The sequence below is a fragment of the Schaedlerella arabinosiphila genome, assembly GCF_003885045.1.
Taxonomy (GTDB): Bacteria; Bacillota; Clostridia; order Lachnospirales; family Lachnospiraceae; genus Schaedlerella; species Schaedlerella arabinosiphila.
Map to the genome: position 1 here is coordinate 5,371,795 of NZ_RHJS01000002.1, position 17,077 is coordinate 5,388,871.

General features: G+C 51.5%; 16 protein-coding genes. 13 read left to right on the forward strand and 3 right to left on the reverse strand.

The window, feature by feature from the left end:
- The first annotated feature begins 138 nt into the window (after positions 1–138).
- Complete coding sequence (locus tag EBB54_RS25350; RefSeq protein WP_125131039.1) at positions 139–2,406, forward strand: hydratase; 2,268 nt, start codon at positions 139–141, stop codon at positions 2,404–2,406.
- A 47-nt stretch (positions 2,407–2,453) separates the two neighbouring features.
- On the opposite strand, the gene EBB54_RS25355 is transcribed toward EBB54_RS25350, so the two are convergent.
- Positions 2,454–4,106, reverse strand: coding sequence for a methyl-accepting chemotaxis protein (locus EBB54_RS25355; RefSeq protein ID WP_125129490.1), 1,653 nt, complete (start codon positions 4,104–4,106; stop codon positions 2,454–2,456).
- Between the two features lie 544 nt (positions 4,107–4,650).
- Between EBB54_RS25355 and EBB54_RS25360 the strand changes: the two genes are divergently transcribed.
- The 7 genes from EBB54_RS25360 to EBB54_RS25390 all read left to right on the forward strand — a co-directional run bounded on the left by EBB54_RS25360 (position 4,651) and on the right by EBB54_RS25390 (position 10,242).
- Positions 4,651–5,163, forward strand: a complete 513-nt coding sequence (locus EBB54_RS25360) for an RNA polymerase sigma factor (RefSeq protein ID WP_125129491.1) — start codon at positions 4,651–4,653, stop codon at positions 5,161–5,163.
- Between the two features lie 26 nt (positions 5,164–5,189).
- On the forward strand, positions 5,190–7,316 hold the full coding sequence (locus EBB54_RS25365) for a beta-propeller domain-containing protein (RefSeq protein ID WP_125129492.1): 2,127 nt from the start codon (positions 5,190–5,192) through the stop codon (positions 7,314–7,316).
- A 43-nt stretch (positions 7,317–7,359) separates the two neighbouring features.
- Positions 7,360–8,145, forward strand: coding sequence for a TatD family hydrolase (locus tag EBB54_RS25370; protein WP_125129493.1), 786 nt, complete (start codon positions 7,360–7,362; stop codon positions 8,143–8,145).
- Entirely contained in the window at positions 8,142–9,011 is an 870-nt protein-coding gene (rsmA, locus tag EBB54_RS25375) for a 16S rRNA (adenine(1518)-N(6)/adenine(1519)-N(6))-dimethyltransferase RsmA (protein WP_125129494.1), read from the forward strand. The genes EBB54_RS25370 and rsmA overlap by 4 nt, the downstream gene beginning before the upstream one ends.
- Positions 9,012–9,025: 14 nt before the next feature.
- On the forward strand, positions 9,026–9,697 hold the full coding sequence (locus EBB54_RS25380; protein WP_125129495.1) for a response regulator transcription factor: 672 nt from the start codon (positions 9,026–9,028) through the stop codon (positions 9,695–9,697).
- A 70-nt stretch (positions 9,698–9,767) separates the two neighbouring features.
- Positions 9,768–9,944 (forward strand): protein phosphatase, encoded by a 177-nt coding sequence (locus tag EBB54_RS25385; RefSeq protein ID WP_243127810.1) that lies wholly within the window; start codon positions 9,768–9,770, stop codon positions 9,942–9,944.
- A gap of 91 nt (positions 9,945–10,035) precedes the next feature.
- On the forward strand, positions 10,036–10,242 hold the full coding sequence (locus EBB54_RS25390; RefSeq protein WP_125129496.1) for a CopG family transcriptional regulator: 207 nt from the start codon (positions 10,036–10,038) through the stop codon (positions 10,240–10,242).
- 80 nt (positions 10,243–10,322) lie between these two features.
- Here EBB54_RS25390 and EBB54_RS25395 read toward each other — a convergent pair whose 3' ends face one another.
- Together EBB54_RS25395 and EBB54_RS25400 are read right to left on the reverse strand one after the other, a co-directional pair.
- Complete coding sequence (locus EBB54_RS25395; protein WP_125129497.1) at positions 10,323–11,432, reverse strand: DUF4179 domain-containing protein; 1,110 nt, start codon at positions 11,430–11,432, stop codon at positions 10,323–10,325.
- Entirely contained in the window at positions 11,416–12,012 is a 597-nt protein-coding gene (locus EBB54_RS25400; protein WP_243127811.1) for a sigma-70 family RNA polymerase sigma factor, read from the reverse strand. The genes EBB54_RS25395 and EBB54_RS25400 overlap by 17 nt, the downstream gene beginning before the upstream one ends.
- A gap of 347 nt (positions 12,013–12,359) precedes the next feature.
- Here EBB54_RS25400 and EBB54_RS25405 point away from each other — a divergent pair, with 347 nt between their 5' ends.
- From EBB54_RS25405 to EBB54_RS31685, 5 genes are all read left to right on the forward strand, one after another.
- Positions 12,360–13,022, forward strand: a complete 663-nt coding sequence (locus EBB54_RS25405; RefSeq protein ID WP_004081908.1) for an ABC transporter ATP-binding protein — start codon at positions 12,360–12,362, stop codon at positions 13,020–13,022.
- A gap of 49 nt (positions 13,023–13,071) precedes the next feature.
- Positions 13,072–14,484, forward strand: coding sequence for a flagellar basal body-associated FliL family protein (locus tag EBB54_RS25410; RefSeq protein WP_125129499.1), 1,413 nt, complete (start codon positions 13,072–13,074; stop codon positions 14,482–14,484).
- On the forward strand, positions 14,481–15,608 hold the full coding sequence (locus EBB54_RS25415) for an ABC transporter permease (RefSeq protein ID WP_125129500.1): 1,128 nt from the start codon (positions 14,481–14,483) through the stop codon (positions 15,606–15,608). The genes EBB54_RS25410 and EBB54_RS25415 overlap by 4 nt, the downstream gene beginning before the upstream one ends.
- An 83-nt stretch (positions 15,609–15,691) precedes the next feature.
- Positions 15,692–16,720 (forward strand): hypothetical protein, encoded by a 1,029-nt coding sequence (locus EBB54_RS25420; RefSeq protein WP_125129501.1) that lies wholly within the window; start codon positions 15,692–15,694, stop codon positions 16,718–16,720.
- A 206-nt stretch (positions 16,721–16,926) separates the two neighbouring features.
- A complete protein-coding gene (locus EBB54_RS31685; RefSeq protein WP_279229981.1) occupies positions 16,927–17,055 on the forward strand; it encodes a hypothetical protein in 129 nt (42 codons plus the stop codon).
- The last annotated feature ends 22 nt before the right edge of the window (positions 17,056–17,077 follow it).

Sequence of the window (17,077 nt, forward strand, 5' to 3'; positions counted from 1 at the left end):
ATGATAAAATAACCACCGTAGTATGATTTATAAGAAATAGTGTAACTGTTTATATCCCGCAGGACCTTCGGCCGGAACCGGCGGATTTCAGGGTGCGGAGGCAGGGGGATGCATCTGATAAAGGAGGAGCATGATATCATGATGAAACTGTATGACAATGGAGTTTTTCTGCTCAACGGCACGGAAATTTTAGAAGACACGGGCGGCGTGCAGGCGCCGCTTTCGAAGGAGGAGGCGGCACAGCAGACCATGGCCTACGGCATATTGCAGGAGCACAATACCTCCGGCAATATGGAAAACCTGCAGATCAAGTTTGACAAGCTGACCTCCCATGATATCACGTTCGTGGGAATCATCCAGACGGCGCGGGCTTCCGGGCTGGAGAAATTTCCGATTCCCTATGTGCTGACCAACTGCCACAATTCCCTGTGTGCGGTAGGCGGCACCATCAATGAGGATGACCACATGTTCGGGCTGACCTGTGCGAAAAAGTACGGCGGCGTCTATGTGCCCCCTCATCAGGCGGTCATCCATCAGTACGCGCGGGAGATGCTCGCAGGCGGCGGCAGGATGATCCTGGGTTCGGACAGCCATACCCGGTACGGTGCGCTGGGCACCATGGCCATGGGAGAGGGCGGACCGGAGCTGGTGAAACAGCTTCTCAACAAGACCTATGACATCAAGATGCCGGGTGTGATCGGCATTTATCTGGACGGCGAGCCGATGAAGGGCGTCGGCCCCCAGGACGTGGCTCTGGCGATCATCGGCGCCACCTTTGGAAACGGCTATGTCAACAATAAAGTTATGGAATTTGTAGGACCGGGTGTCCGCAAGCTGAGCGCGGACTTCAGGATCGGAGTGGATGTCATGACCACGGAGACTACCTGCCTGTCCTCCATCTGGACGACGGACGAGAAGATCCGGGAATTTTACGAGATCCATGGAAGAAGCGAAGACTATAAGGAGCTGAATCCAGGAGCATGCGCATATTATGACGGCATGGTTTATGTCAACTTAAGCGAGATCAAGCCTATGATCGCAATGCCCTTCCACCCAAGCAACGTATATACCATCGAAGAACTGAACGCCAACCTGAAGGACATCCTTCACGATGTGGAGCAGAAAGCGCTGGTGAGCCTGGGCGGCGCGGTGGATTACAGCCTGCAGGACAAGGTGGTTGACGGAAAGCTATATGTAGAGCAGGGGATCATCGCCGGATGCGCGGGCGGCGGATTTGAAAACATCTGCGCGGCGGCGGACATTATCCGGGGAAAGAATATCGGTTCCGGGGCATTTACATTCAGCGTATATCCGGCCAGCACGCCGGTTTACATGGAGCTTGTGAAAAACGGCGCGGTGGCGGATCTGATCGGCGCGGGAACGATCGTAAAGACGGCGTTCTGCGGGCCTTGCTTCGGAGCAGGCGACACGCCGGCCAACAATGCACTGTCCATCCGCCATTCCACCAGGAATTTCCCGAACCGGGAAGGCTCCAAGCTGCAGAGCGGACAGATTTCCTCCGTGGCGCTGATGGATGCCCGTTCCATAGCGGCAACGGCGGCGAACCAGGGCTTCCTGACACCGGCAACTGCAATGGACGTGGAGTACAAAGGACAGAAATACCATTTTGATCAGAGTATCTACGAAAACAGGGTATTTGACAGTAAGGGTGCGGCGGACCCATCCGTGGAGATCCAGTTCGGGCCGAACATCAAGGACTGGCCGGCTATGTCCGCACTGCCGGAGAACCTGATCCTGAAAGTGGTATCGGAGATCCATGACCCGGTAACCACCACGGATGAGCTGATCCCGTCCGGCGAGACTTCTTCCTACCGTTCCAATCCTCTGGGTCTGGCAGAATTTGCACTGTCCAGAAAAGATCCGGCTTATGTGGGACGCGCCAAGGAAGTACAGGCGGCTCAGAAAGCCATCGAGGCAGATACCTGCCCGCTGGATGCGCTGGAAGAATTAAAGCCGGTAATGGCTGTGATCCAGAAGGATTTCCCGGAAGTAGGCAGAGGAAATATCGGCGTGGGAAGCACGATCTTTGCAGTGAAGCCGGGAGACGGTTCCGCCCGGGAGCAGGCGGCGTCCTGCCAGAAGGTGCTGGGCGGCTGGGCAAATATCGCCAACGAATATGCCACCAAGCGTTATCGCTCGAACCTGATCAACTGGGGGATGCTTCCATTCCTGACAGAGGCAGACCACGAAGCGCTGCCGTTTAAAAACGGCGACTATCTGTTTATTCCGCAGGTGCGTAAAGTGATCGAGGAAAAACAGACTGTGGTGAAAGCATTTGTGGCAGGGGAAGGCTTGCAGGAGATAGAACTGAAGCTCGGAGAAATGACCGACGCGGAGAGGGAGATCATCCTGAAAGGATGTCTGATCAATTACTATAGAGGTTAAAATAAAATCAGGGGACGGTCGAATCTGACCGTCCCCTGGTGTTTTTCTTATGAGCGTTTTAATTTAAACTTCTCTGTCTGCTGCTCCAGCCTGTGAACCTGTTCAAAAAGTTCTGCGCTGACAGCCGCGGACTCTTCACTGCTGGCAGAATTGGACTGGACAACAGTGGAAATCTGTCCGATCCCTTCGGTTACCTGTGAAATGGAATCCGCTTCGCCCTGGATGGCGTCTGCAATCGTATGTATTGCTTCGTTGGACTGCTCCACCAGCTCCAGCGTCCTTTTCAGTGATGCGGAAACCTTTCCTACAATCTCGGTTCCGCGTGCCGTAGTCTGTACGGAATTTTCAATCAGATCCTTGGTAGCTTTTGCCGCTTCATCGGATTTTGCCGCCAGGTTGCGGACTTCATCGGATACTACGGCGAATCCCTTGCCGGCTTCTCCTGCGCGGGCTGCTTCCACTGCGGCATTCAGGGCAAGGATGTTGGTCTGGAATGCGATATTTTCAATGGTAGCAATAATATTGCCGATCTGCTGTGAGGAAGCGCTGATATCTTCCATTGCCTGAACCATCTGCTCCATCTGCTGGCTGCTGACGGATACCTGCTCGCCGGTGAGACGGGCATTTTCCTGTGCTTCCTGTGCTACGCCCACATTGCGGTCCGCGTTGCGGGAAAGCTCTTCCAGAGTAGCATAGAGCTCTTCCACGGCACTGGCCTGCTGGGTAGCACCCTGGGACAGCGTCTGGGAACTGCTGGATAACTGTTCGGCATTGCCGGATACCATCTGCTCCGCCCGGAGGATATTGGACATGGTTCCGGACAATGTGGAGGTCAGGCTGTTCAGCGACATCTCAATGGAGCGGAAATCTCCAATGAAAGGAGCCGTCGTAGCTACGTCAAAGTTGCCCCGGGAGAGCTGTTCCATGATACGGTTCAGGTCCTCCACATAATCGTGGATCAGGCCCATGGACTTCCTCAGGGTCTCTGCCAGGTCGCCAAGTTCATTTTCCGCATGGTAATCCAGCTCAAAATTCAGATCCCCATCCTGGAGAGGACGGCTCTGGCTGGTAATGTGTATGATCGGCTTTACAATGTGCTTCAGAACATACATAACCAGGCTGAGCAGACATACCAGAGCAAGGGTCAGACAAACGGCACATAAAACATTCATGGTCAGAATCATCTGCCGCATCTCTGTGGTGCTTGCCTGGCTTTTCAGGGTACAGTCCTCAACAATCTGATCCAGCAGCCCAACCAGTGTGGAGAGGTTGGCGAGGATGGTGTTCTGATAATAGGACTGGGCCTGGGTCTTACTGGACTTCATCTGATCCAGTACCTGGATGGCAGACTCGTGGAGCTCTTTGTGAAGAGGCTCGATCTGGTCTCTCAGGGCCAGGATTTCGGCATCCTCTGTGTCCGTCTCACCGTAGATCCACTGTCCGAGGACACAGGTGGTCGGGTCCGTACTGCCGGTAAATTCAGTGTCAGCGTAGAGAGCGTTACTCAGATTGCTGGACCATTTGTAATGAGCTGTCTCAGCGTTCTGCACGGTGTGCAGCAATGAGTTGACATCTGCGTTATCGGCCTGCATATTTTTTATGCGGAAAATGTTCACGGACATAACGCCGCTGAACAGTATTACGGAAGCGAGTGCCGCAATCACCCGGATTCCGACGTTTGTTTTGATACTTTTACGCATAATGTACATCCTTTCGTTAGTTAAGTATGGGAAGTGTTCTCTGGCTCTCTTCGATTTTATTCCCTTTGGATTTAGTATAACACGAGAGTCAATGGATTTTCAATACTTTCATAAAACTTCATGGATTATTATAAATTATTACTGGTTTATATTCAGGAATAAGACGGAGCCTGCGCAGGTGAGGGCGCAGACCTCGGCAAAAATTGGGAGCCTTCCCTGTATTAAGGTATTCAAGAAGGGCATTTTGTGTTATACTTCATCTATTGGCATATGTGCCGGCGGCAATATACCATTTTGGAGGATACCGGAAAATGCAGATGACGGATATCCGCAAAAAGTCATACAAATTTAAAAATCACTGCAACAGTTTCTCATGTTTCATACTCTTATTTATATCACCGACATTTGGTGAGACAGCAGACGGGCAGTCTGCACACATATATGTGTTTTTTCAAGCAAGCAGGGTATCCTATGATATATGTCCCTGCAAAGGGGACAGATTTTTGTTTGTCAAGGCATGCCGGATTAGAAGGAGGGGGAGCGGATGTATGATTACAATGACAGTTCGGAGCTGGTTTTGATCCGAAAGGCGCAGCGCGGGGATGTGAAAGCATTTTCAGAGCTGTATGCGCGGATCTACCGGGAGCTCTACCGGTTTGCGCTGTATACGATGAAGCATCCACAGGACGCGGAGGACGCGGTCAGTGAGACGGTCATCGCGGCGTATGAGAATATCCATAAGCTGAAAAAGGAGGAATCCTTCCGGAGCTGGATATTTACGATTCTGGCAAACCGGTGCAGGAGAAAATTAAAAACCGTACAAAAGATGGAAGAACTGCCGGAAAGCCTGGCGGCTGCGGAGCAGGATCACGCGGAAAGCTGCGACGTTCGGAAGGCGTTTATGAAGCTGGACGAGGAGGACAGAATCATCGTGGCCTGTTCTGTGCTGGAGGGTTATGCCAGCGCGGAGATCGGCAGGATGCTTGGGATGAACCCGGCCACGGTACGTTCACGGAAGGCACGCGCCATAGACAGGCTCCGCCGGATTCTGGCATGATTATTTTTAGAAAGGGGACACAGAATATGAGTATGGATGAGAAAGATTTGACAAAGCTTGCCAGGGAGCAGAGCGAAGATATACAAATCCCGGATTCCTTGCAGCCGGAGCAGATTGAGCACCTGCTGGAATCCAGGGGAAAGAAGAAAAAGAAGCAGTATTATGGAAAGCTTATGGCAGCCGCGGCCTGCGGCCTGCTGGTCATCGGCGTTGCCGCAGTCGGGGCAAACGGGCTGGGACTTGATACAGGAGCAAAGTCGGATAGCATAGAATATCAGACCGCAGCCGAAAGCGGAGCAGTCTCCGAAGAAAAGACGGAGGAGAATCAAGCTTCCGGCGCCGCTCAGCCTTTTGAGGTGACGGAGATCAAAACCGCGGAGAATTATGATGAGGTTTATGCATATATTGAAGCGGAAAACAAAAGGCTGCAGGAAATGCAGAAAAACGCAGAGGAAAGTTATGCCGTCATGGACGACGCGGCGGATACCGGAATGAGCGGCGGAAGCGCAAGAACGGAAAGCGCGTTGAAGGAAAGTGCGTCGGCGGATACCGCCAAGCAGGAGAGCGGCGTTTCGGATTATTCGGATACCAATATCCGTGAGGAAGGCGTGGGGGAAGCGGATATCGTGAAGACAGACGGGAAACGCCTGTATATCGTGAATGGCCGGCAGATTCAGATCGTGGGCATTGAGCAGGAGGAGATGGAGCACCTGAGCACGATCCGCCTGGACTCGGAGCCGGAATCCAGCGTGTATGAGATTTTTGTAAAGGGCGACCGGCTCATTGTGATGTACAGCCAGTCGGAATACCGGGACCAGGGCGATGTGTCCACGGGAGAATATGGCGGGATCTACCTGCAGTATGCTGTTGCGGAAACATTTGATATCAGCAGCCCCAGGAAACCAAAGTCATTGGGTAAGGTTTCCCAGAGCGGAAATTACAATACCATGCGGGTGTCCGGGGATTATGTGTACCTGTTCAGCGATTTTTATACGGAGATCTATGGGGCAAAATCGGAACTGGACGGCTATATCCCGACGGTTCAGGGAAAACGGATCGCAAGCGGAGACATCCTGATGCCCATGGGCTCCCGGGCGACCAAATACACGATCATCTCCGCATTTTCCATCAAGGATCCGGAGAAAAAGGTGGATACCAAGGCCGTCTTCGGAAGCGCGGGAATGTGCTATGTAAGCAGGGAAAATATTTACATCTGCGAGAGCGATTACGGTGATTACGGCATCATGCCCCTGGCGGGGCAGGGCGGCAGCGGTTCCGCCCAGGATGTGGCCCGGACCAGCATCCGGAAGATTTCTTATAAAAACGGAAAGCTGAAGGCCGTGGGACAGACGGAGGTGGACGGAACGCTCAACGATTCGTTCAGCATCGATGAATATGAGGGAAATCTGCGTCTGGTCGTGACGGTGACCCCGCTTTACTCCAACAATGGCATCCAGCCGAGGCTGTTCGGGCTGACGGATGAAGCAGAGTCGGAGCCGGAACGCAAAGAGAGCAATTCTCTTTATATCCTGGATGAAAAGCTGGAAGAGCTGTCCCGGATCGAAGGGCTGGCTGAGGACGAGATCGTGTATTCCGCGAGATTTATGGGCGATACCGGATATTTTGTCACATTCCGGCAGATGGACCCGCTGTTCTCTGTGGATCTGTCAGACCCTGAGAAACCGGAGATCCTGGGAGAACTGAAGATCCCGGGCTTCTCAGAATACCTTCATCCTTACGGGGAAGGGAAGCTTCTGGGAATCGGCATGGACGTGGACGAGACCGGGACTACGACGGGAGGCGTGAAGCTTTCTATGTTCGACATCTCAGATCCGGAAAATGTCACGGAGACGCAGAAGTGTGTACTGGAAAACACTTACTCCTCGGATGTATTTTATGATTATAAAGCTGCGCTTGTGGATGTAGAGAAGAACCTGATCGGCTTCCGGGTGGACGGTGACACGATGCGCTATGTCGTATACTCCTATGACGAGAAAGACGGATTTGAATGCATTTTCGAGCGGGAACTGAGCGGCTATGCGTGGAACGCACGCGCCATGTATTCCGGCAGCAGGCTGTACCTGGCGGCAGGCAATACGGTGGAATCCTACGACATGAAGACATTTAAGAAAATCGACGATATCGTGCTGTAATGGCTGCGGTTCACAGCCAAAGCCTGTCGGAATGGAGGAAAACATGATTTTTGATACACATGCACATTATGATGATCACCAGTTCGATCCGGACCGGGAGACGCTTCTGGGGCAGATGGAGGCCGGCGGGATCGGAACCATCGTGAATGCCAGCGCTTCGGTGGAATCCTGGGACCGGGTTCTGGAGCTGACCCGGAAGTATCCGTTTCTCTACGGGATGATCGGGGTGCATCCGGACGAGGTGGGAGATCTGGACGAGAAAACATTTGCCAGGATGGAGCATTTATTAAAGGAAGAAAAGATCGTGGCAGTGGGTGAAATCGGGCTGGACTATTACTGGGACAAGGAAAAGCATGACCTGCAGAAGCACTGGTTTCTCCGGCAGCTTGAGCTTGCACGAAAACTGCAGCTTCCGGTGAACGTCCACAGCCGGGAGGCCGCGGCGGATACGATGGAGCTTCTCAGGGAGCATGGACAGGGAATGGATGTGATTGTACACTGTTATTCCTATTCCCGGGAGATGGCGGAGGAATATGTGAAGATGGGGTATTTCGTCGGGGTCGGCGGCGTGGTTACATTCAAAAACGCGAAGAAGCTCAAGGAAGCGGTACAGGCTGTGCCGCTTTCCCATATTGTATTGGAGACGGACTGTCCCTACCTTGCGCCCGAGCCTTACCGGGGGAAACGCAACTCCTCGCTGAACCTGCCCTATGTAGCCCGGGCGATCGGGGAGCTAAAGGGTGTGACGGAGGAGGAAGTGATCCGGGCAACAGAGGAAAATGCGCGGACATTTTACAGGATACCGGTTAGAAAGGATACTGCGATATGAAAGAACCAACCCTTGGAAATCCGCAGAACACGATTGCGGTTCTCCAAAAACATCAGTTTACATTTCAGAAAAAATTTGGGCAGAATTTTCTGATCGATACCCATGTGCTGGATAAGATCATACGCTCTGCAGAGATTTCACGGGACGATATGGTGCTGGAGATCGGCCCGGGAATCGGAACCATGACCCAGTATCTGGCCTGCGCCGCGGGGAAGGTGATCGCGGTGGAGATCGACCGGGCGCTGATCCCGATCCTGGAGGATACGCTGGAGGGCTATGACAATGTGCGTGTGATCAACGGCGATATTTTGAAAATAGACCTGCCGAAGCTTGTGGAAGAGGAAAACGGGGGACGCCCCATCAAGGTGGTGGCAAACCTTCCTTATTATATTACGACGCCGATCATCATGGGCCTGTTCGAGGGGGATGTGCCGCTAAAGAGTATTACGGTGATGGTGCAGAAGGAAGTGGCGGACCGGATGCAGGCGGCGCCGGGCAGCAAGGATTACGGGGCGCTTTCCCTGGCGGTTCAGTACTATGCGAAACCGTATATTGCGGCAAATGTCCCGCAGAACTGCTTTATGCCCCGGCCCCGGATCGGGTCTGCGGTGATCCGGCTGGAACGTTATGAGACCCCGCCTGTGGAGGTGAAGGACGAAAAGCTGCTCTTCTCGATCATCCGGGCGTCCTTCAACCAGAGGAGGAAAACCCTGGCAAACGGGCTGAAAAACTCGGCGGAGCTGGATTTTGCGAAGGAAGAGATCGAGGCGGCCATTGAGAAGCTGGGAAAGGGGGCTTCGGTCAGAGGGGAAACGCTGACGCTGGAGGAATTTGCGGAATTGAGCAACCGGCTTTGCAGGGAGTAAAAACGGAGGAAAATATGCTGATTCAGATTGTAGAGGATGACCGGGCTTTGAGCGACGGTGTCCGCCTGGCGCTGCGGGAGCCGGAACTTACTTTTATCCAGAATACAAATATCAGGCAGGCGAAACAGACCTTTGAGCAGGAAAAGCCGGAGCTGATGATCCTGGACGTGAATCTGCCGGACGGCAGCGGGTACGAGTATCTGGAATGGGTGCGGGCGCGTTCCGGAATTCCGGTGCTCATGCTGACCGCCAATGATATGGAGATAGACGAGGTGACGGGCCTGTCCCTGGGAGCCGACGACTACATGACCAAGCCGTTCAGCATTGCCGTGTTAAGGGCCAGGATTCAGGCGCTGCGCCGGCGGCTGGGAGAGAATAATAAGAACGCCTATGCCGGGGATGGTTTCTCATTTGATTTTGAAAAGCTGAAATTTTTCGCAAACGGGCAGGAAATTTTTCTGAGCGTCAATGAACAGCGCCTGCTCCGTCTGCTGGTGGACAATCCCGGCCGGATTCTGACCCGGGAAGTGCTGGTGGACCGGATCTGGGGAGACGGGGAATATGTGGATGAAAACGCATTGTCTGTGACGGTCAGACGGCTGCGGGCGAAGCTGGAGGATGAGGGGACGCACGGGAGCTGCATTCAGACGGTGTACGGGCAGGGATATATGTGGAAAAATGGATGAGTATATATGAAGAATGAATTGACTTTTCGCCACACATAAACTACAATGGATTTACAGCCGGAGAAATCCGGTGAGTAAGGCGGCAGGTGCCGGAAAGGATAACATGATGGATGAAGAAATGAGTGTAGCTGAGCTTTTAGTACAGAAGGCTGAGGAAAATCAGACTCGAAAAATTATTGACATCCTCAATGAAGCTGAAGACCTTGAGGATGCCAAAGAAACTGTAAAAGCCCTGCTTATTAAATAGGCAGAGCCCAACAGAAACCAAACCTATGGGGGAGCGGTACTTGCCACTGCTCTCCACAAAGGTATATTTATTATACCATGAGAGATTAAAAATGGCAAGGACAGAGGAGTTGATACAGTTGAAGAAAATGGGCAGGCCCAAAGCAGAAAAGCCAAAAGAGATCAAGTACAGTATTCGGACAGATGAAGAAACGGAGCGCAGGCTCAGAGCATACTGCGAGGCCATGGGCATTTCAAGGGGCGAAGCATACCGGGAGGGTATCAAACTCCTTTTAGAGCAATCAGAGGAAAAGAAGTAAGAAGGCGGATGCCGTGCAGCAAAGTGCACGGCATCTTAAACACCACCTTAAATATCATCTATAACAGCCCCACATCAGGATCAAAAAACAATCTCCGTATGATGCACGGCAATTTCCTTGATAAAGTCCGCAGGCTCGCCTTCGGCCAGCTTCTCCTGAATCGCCATCCAGTCCTCCTCTGAAGTAATCGGGAAGTAGTATACGTCGATTTTGGAAACGTTGAAATCCCCGATGGGCAGCATACCGGCTTTATTCAGCATATAGTTTCCATCGGCATCCAAAATGACACTCTGGATGGAGTCTACCTCATATTCCGCATAGCTTTCATCGTAGCCGTAATTGAGCAGAATTTCAAATTCCCGCTTTTCTGCCGTGGTGATTCCCATGCCGTTGGGGGCGTAATCATTGACTTCCCGGACGATCCGTTCCGTCTGCTTTGCTGTTACGTCCGCATCAAATGACCAGGGGCCGTTTTTGGTGAAGGTTTCCTGGGAATCCGAGGAATTTCCATAGTACGTGTAAATTTTTTTGACATCCATATTCCAGCGGAAGGATTCCGGAATCGTGCCAGGAAATACAAAGTCGATTTCTTCGCCGTTTTCATCTAAGCCGCCATAGCCGAAAGTAAAATCAACCCGGGTACTTCCGACAAAGGTATGGTCATCCATATATTCCCCATTTACCTGCAGAGGAAATACCAGCGGCTGGTCTACAAAGTCAAAATTTTCTACGGCATCCAGTAAGAAAAAGTCCATGTCGTGCATAAGCTGATTATCCAGGAGATAATCAGGAAACGCATCCTCGGATTCGATGATGACCGACAGATACAGAGCCTCGGTATTGCAGTATATTTCGGACAGGGAGATCTTCAGGCCGTCAGCTACATTTGCGGTTTCCTCAGTTTCAGGCATGGTCTGCACCGTCTTTTCGTCTATATCCCGGTAGTAGGGCTGCTTATCCTCCACCTGTCTGAACAAATGCCCGATCAGCGGAAGCTGTGCCGCCAGTACGGGATTGGAAACAGAGAATACAGCCAGGGCGGTTATGCAGGCTGCAGCCGCGGTAAAGCCGCAGAAAAACTTCGTCCGTTTCATTTTGCGGGAGTCTTTTCGGATCATGTCCAGCTTTTCATTTACCATATTTTCCAGTTCCTCCTGGGGAACTTTGATCTCTTCAAACAGATTCTGCATACATATAATCCTCCTTCAGATATTTTTTCAATTCATCTCGTCCCCGGCTTAAGTAGGCTTTTACACTTCCTGCCGGGATTTCCAGGACGTAGGCGATCTCCTGCACGGACAGCTCACAGAAATATTTCAGAATGATTACGCTCCGATATTTTTCAGGAAGAAGCTCGATGGCATTTCTAAGATCCCAGGTCTCTTCCAGGGAAATTCCTTCGTAACGTTCGGGGATCTCCACCTCGTCAATGCTGTTGAAATAAACAATTTTTTTATTGGCATCCTGTGCGCACCGGATCAGGATACGGGTGATCCAGGTTCGGAACCACTGGGGATTTTTAAGCGACCGGATATGCTGGTAGCCTTTCAGGATGGCCGTCCCGACGACATCCAGGGCATCCTGCTGATTTTCCGTATAGATGAAAGCCATCTTGTAGAGATATTCCTGATTCTGGCGGATCAGTTCCCCGTAAGCATCGGCGTTTCCACGGATCGCCTTTCTGGCAAGTTTTATAGCTGCATCGTTTTTGTCCACGTAAAACCACCTCTCTCTGTGTTTGAGCACTCTCGGAAACTCCCTTGCACCCATCTTTGTGGCTGATTTTCCGAGAGTACTCTGTTTGAACGGTTTCGGAAGGCACGCTGTCCCGGCCTCGGCCGCCCGTATTGCTTCCGAAATGTGTTTCGGTGATAACCGGTTATACCTGTTAGACACGTTCCAAAGGAGTTTGGTTACAATTATTTCAGTTTTTTTATAAAAAGGCAAGGCGATTGGAATTTCTTTTCTCTTGAAGTAAAAAGCGTATTCCTGTATAATTTAAGAAAAGGTTTGAAAAGAAACGAAAGAACATTTCTGCAAAATAGAAGTCCTGTAAGGAACTGTCATAAAATAGCCTGCATCTGGCAAATGCAGTGTGTAGGAATCGGAGGCAGATCATGCTGGAAGTATCGAACATAAAAAAAAGCTATGGAAGAAAAACCGTGCTGGAGCATATCAGCTTTCATGCGGAAAGCGGAGAGTGCGTGGCGATCGTGGGCAGGAACGGATGCGGAAAGACGACGCTGATGCAGATCCTGGCAGGCGTTATCCGGCCCAATGAAGGGGAACTGCGCTATTTTGGGAAGGACCCTCTGAGTAAGAAGAAGTATTTTCATAAGCTGTGCGGTTATGTGCCCCAGGAGCTTCCGCTGATGGAGGAACTATCCGTGAAGGATAATCTGAGGCTGTGGGGAGTGGGCACAAGGAAAGAGGATCAGGAGCTGATCCGTGAGTTTCAGTTGGAAGAGCTGATGCGGGTCACGGTTGCGAAGCTCTCAGGCGGAATGAAGCGCAGGCTCAGTATCGCGTGCGCGCTGGCCGAATGGCCGGCAATATTGTTCATGGACGAACCCAGCACCGCCCTGGATTTATATTATAAGGAAAGCATCGGGAACTGGATAAAAACGTATTGCGGGATGAACGGCATCGTTGTGATGGCGACCCACGACGAGAAAGAAATCCTGTCCTGCGACAGATGCCTGTTGATGAAGGAAGGGAAGCTCTGCGAGCTGTCAAAGGAAGAAATGAATATAGATTTTATAAAAGAAATGCTGGCATGAAGGCAATCAATTTGCTGTGCAAATTGGTTACAAAAGGGAGGAGAAAAAGATGGACATGAAATTTGACCCGGTAACAGGAGAACGGATTCAGGAGGACGGCGCGGCACAGCAGGAACAGGCTGCGTCCTCGGCAGCCGCCCAGGGGACAGGCGATCCCGGACAGTCTCAGCAGGCGTATTTTTATCAGCAGTTCGGGGATGCAGGACAGCCGAAAAAGAAGAAAAGAGGCGTTATATTTGCCGTTCTGGCCATTTTGCTGGTGCTGGCGGCGGGCGCGGCAGTGTGGGCCATGAAAAGCGGGATTTTTTCCAGCAATTCCGCGAAAGTCATAGAGGCGTTTACAAACACGGTCAGCGATATGGATTATCTGGCAGGGGCTTTTAAGTTTGGAGATATCCTGCTGGCGAACGAGTCCACGGTTGCGTTTCACAGCGATTCCCAGGATTTTGACATGGAACTGCAGTTCCTGTACGGAAAACCGCGGAAGCAGATGCTGGGCAGCCTGGACGTGTCCGGTTATATGGACGTGGATTTCCAGGCGGAGCTGACAGAGGAACAGCTAATGGTTCAGGTTCCTTCGGTAACGGATTATATTTTTACCTACCATTATAAAGAACCCAAAAACGGTTATCTGAAGGACTACTATGGAGACAGCCTGGACGACATCGACGAACTGCTGGAAGCCCTGTATTCGTCCGGGAGCCAGGCAGAGCCGGATCTGGATCTGGCAAAGACGATCGCGGAGGAGTGCGGTAAGCTGGAATTTGAGAAAACAGACTCCGAAGAATTTGAGGTGGATCAGGAAAAGAGAAAATGTACGGCGATTTCCACGACTGTGACCCGTGAAAGCCTGCAGAAGATATTTGATGAATTTGAGGACTCCGTGATGGACAGCATCATGGAGAGCGGTTATGGATATTACGGCTATATGGAGTACTATTTCGACGACATGGAAGAAAGCATTTCGGAGATGGAAGATGTGGATCTGACATTTTTTATCTATAAAAAGAAGCTGGCATGTATCCGCGCGGAGATCCAGGAGGAAGAGGCAGAACTTCGGTTCCTCGGCGGAGACACACGGATGCAGAATATGCAGTTTATGATCGACGGGGAGGAAATGCTCAGGATTGAGGGAGATATCGTGGATTCCACGGAAGTGAAGAAGGTATTTTCGGAAGGGGAAGAGACGGCCAGGCTGGAATATAACCGAAAAACAGGGGATTTGGATATCAGCGCCGACGGCGGAAGGACGGTCATTTCAGGAAATGTATTTCTGGATAAAGACAGTTTTGAGGCGACTCTGGACAAAATCATGCTGGACGGCCAGTTTGCGGATATGACCTTTGGCATGACCATCAAAAAAGGAGCTTCCTTTCAAGAATTTGACGGAAATGAGTTTGACCTGGGGGAGGCGTCCATCGAAGATATACAGTCTTTGTTCATGGAATTGAATGAGCTATGAAAACATGTGTTGTATATTTCATTCTCGAATATAAAAAGAGCGTAAAGGTATTGCTGAAATCCGCGGCAAGCCTGCTTTTCATGGCGGTTCTGCTCCTGGCGGGGGCCGTCGTGTTAAGCCATGTATTTTTCAGCGCGCGGATGTTTCAGGCCATCGACGTGGGAGTGGCCGTCCCGGAGGGAGAGAAGGAGACAAAGGCGGTGGTGCGTTTCCTCTCTGCCATGGAGAGCGTGGAGTCCGTCTGTAATTTTCAGTATTTCCCGCGGGATGAGGCGATGGAAAAGCTTTATGAAGGAGAGGTTCAGGCAGTCATTGTACTGCCTGAAAGCCTTTATGAGGACATGTACAGCGGACAAAAGGGCCGGATTTTTGTGTATCTGCCGGAAAATCCGCCCTTTCGTGTGCAGGTTTTCCGGGAACTTCTGTCAGACGGGCTCTCTCTGCTCATGACGGCAGAGGCGGGGGCGCTGGCATCCAGCGATATGGCAGAGGAGGGATTTTCAAAAATGAAGCCCTATGAAGCGGCAAACTATATCTCCTACGCTTATATCAGGTGTGCCCTGGAACGGAGTAAAATGTTTGGCAAATATGTGCATTCCCCCCTGGGGCAAATGGAGCTGTACCCCTATTATTTTGCCGCGGCCATTTCTGTGCTCCTGCTGATGAGCGGGCTGAATTACAGCTTTTTATATCAGGGTAACAGCAGGGCGGTGGAACAGAAGCTGCGCGTGATGGGGATGGGTGCGGTCAAGGTTTCTGCAGTCAAGATTCTGGTCATGGCGAATGCGTCCTGGTTTCTGGTGTCGGCTGCGTATCTCCTGGGCTGCCTGTTTTCCAAGTTCGGAAGGCTCTATTTTCTGTGGTTTCACGGGCCGGTGCTGCTCTGGCTGATTCCGGTGAGCATCGGGGCTGCGGTGTATTTTCACGGAGTATATTCCATATTTGGGAAAGGGATGCAGGGGGCGGTGTTCCTGCTCTCGGCAAATGTGCTGATGGTGCTGTGCTCCGGCGTGGTCATTCCCTCGGCGTACCTGCCGGAATGGGCTGCGCGGCTTGGACAGTATCTGCCGCTGAATTTTCTGCACAGATATTGTGCGGAATTGTTTTTCGGGCGTGTGCAGTGAAGGAAAGACTGCTGCTGGGTCTGCAGATATTTCCGGTGTTTTTTAGTTAAAGGTAAGGATACAAGATACAGGGATATTTTCTTATGAAACAATACATCATATGGTATACATTGCAGTTCAAGGCATGGGTAAGGCGGAAAACGTCGTGGATGCAGGTTCTGGGCATGATCCTGCTGGTGGTTCTGACCGCGCAGGTTCAACTGCCTGACGCGGAAAATACAAGGGTCGGCGTCTGCAGCGCGCCGGACGAATACGCGGGCAGGGTTTTGGAGCGTCTCAGGGCAGGGGACAGCATGTTTGATTTTATCGAATATCCGCAGGAAACGGCCATGCGTCAGGATCTGGTGGCGGGCAGGATCGAATGCGGGTTTATTTTTTCAGAAAACTTTCAAGAACTGGTTCAGGAGGGGCGTATCAAGGACTCCGTAACATATATCTGCACGCCCTTTTCCGCAAAGGGGATGGTGGTCCAGGAGACATTTTATGCGGCATTTTTTGAAGGATACAGCGAAAAAATCCTGATCGACAGCGAGAAGGAGATCTACGGCAGAAGCGATGAAAGCCTGACGGAAGCGCTTTTGGAAAAAAGGCGGGGCTACCTGCAGAGCAGCGAAATGTTTCAGATGGATATCATAGAGTCGGAACAGAAACCGGGGAAACCAGGGGTGTCCGGGGAAGCACGGCCGGTTCAGGGGATGGCGGGGCTGTTTGTCTTTGCGGTTTTGTGGATGGCCCAGGCAAGGAAGTTTGGCGGAAATGGAAACGGCATACTGTCTGCTCTGGATCGGGGGCGGCGGTGGAAGTTCCAATATCTGGGCTGTCTGGCGGAGGCCACCATCCCGGCGGCGGTGGGAGTGATTCTCGTCCTTCTGTCACCGGGGCACAGAGGGGCAGAAAGGGAGATCGCCAGCATGGTTGTCTTTGTTCTGGTTTGCAGCTTCTGGGTGCTGGCCGTGGGCAGGCTGTTTCGCAGCAGTACGGCATTTGCGGGATGGACGCTGACCATGCTGCTGGTTCAGATGGCAGTCTGCCCGGTGTTTGCCGACCTGGCGGCGTATGTGCCGGCAGTAAAGGTAATCAGGTGGGGATTCCCGCTGGGGTGGCTGAGGTGAATTTTTTCCAACTGTACGGCTGCAGGTTTTCTGTATCAGCAGCCTGCCCAGGGACGCTCCATTCGGAAAATGTAATGAATTTTAAAAGAGTCGTGCAGACAATGTGTGCGGTAAAAGAAAAAGTCGTGACCAAAATGTGGTTGAAACAAGAAAAAGACGTGCCTAAAATGTGATTGAAGCAAGAAAAAGTCGTGCCGAAAATGTGATTGAAACAAGAAAAAGTCGTGCCGAAAAATGTGTATAAAATATTGAAAAACGGCATAAAATGTGGTATGTATAGTATAAACGTTCCAAACGGGATTATGGATGCGTCTGCAAGGGGAGCGGGCGGATGAAGAATCGTCCGGAATGAAAGTC

Coding starts and splice junctions, on each gene's coding strand:
- EBB54_RS25405 (WP_004081908.1), top strand. CDS start 12,360: ATGCTGGAAGTATCGAACATAAAAAAAAGCTATGGAAGAAAAACCGTG.
- EBB54_RS25390 (WP_125129496.1), top strand. CDS start 10,036: ATGGCAAGGACAGAGGAGTTGATACAGTTGAAGAAAATGGGCAGGCCC.
- EBB54_RS25360 (WP_125129491.1), top strand. CDS start 4,651: ATGTATGATTACAATGACAGTTCGGAGCTGGTTTTGATCCGAAAGGCG.
- EBB54_RS25370 (WP_125129493.1), top strand. CDS start 7,360: ATGATTTTTGATACACATGCACATTATGATGATCACCAGTTCGATCCG.
- rsmA (WP_125129494.1), top strand. CDS start 8,142: ATGAAAGAACCAACCCTTGGAAATCCGCAGAACACGATTGCGGTTCTC.
- EBB54_RS25420 (WP_125129501.1), top strand. CDS start 15,692: ATGAAACAATACATCATATGGTATACATTGCAGTTCAAGGCATGGGTA.
- EBB54_RS25400 (WP_243127811.1), bottom strand. CDS start 12,012: ATGGGTGCAAGGGAGTTTCCGAGAGTGCTCAAACACAGAGAGAGGTGG.
- EBB54_RS25415 (WP_125129500.1), top strand. CDS start 14,481: ATGAAAACATGTGTTGTATATTTCATTCTCGAATATAAAAAGAGCGTA.
- EBB54_RS25380 (WP_125129495.1), top strand. CDS start 9,026: ATGCTGATTCAGATTGTAGAGGATGACCGGGCTTTGAGCGACGGTGTC.
- EBB54_RS25355 (WP_125129490.1), bottom strand. CDS start 4,106: ATGCGTAAAAGTATCAAAACAAACGTCGGAATCCGGGTGATTGCGGCA.
- EBB54_RS25410 (WP_125129499.1), top strand. CDS start 13,072: ATGGACATGAAATTTGACCCGGTAACAGGAGAACGGATTCAGGAGGAC.
- EBB54_RS25395 (WP_125129497.1), bottom strand. CDS start 11,432: ATGCAGAATCTGTTTGAAGAGATCAAAGTTCCCCAGGAGGAACTGGAA.
- EBB54_RS25365 (WP_125129492.1), top strand. CDS start 5,190: ATGAGTATGGATGAGAAAGATTTGACAAAGCTTGCCAGGGAGCAGAGC.
- EBB54_RS25350 (WP_125131039.1), top strand. CDS start 139: ATGATGAAACTGTATGACAATGGAGTTTTTCTGCTCAACGGCACGGAA.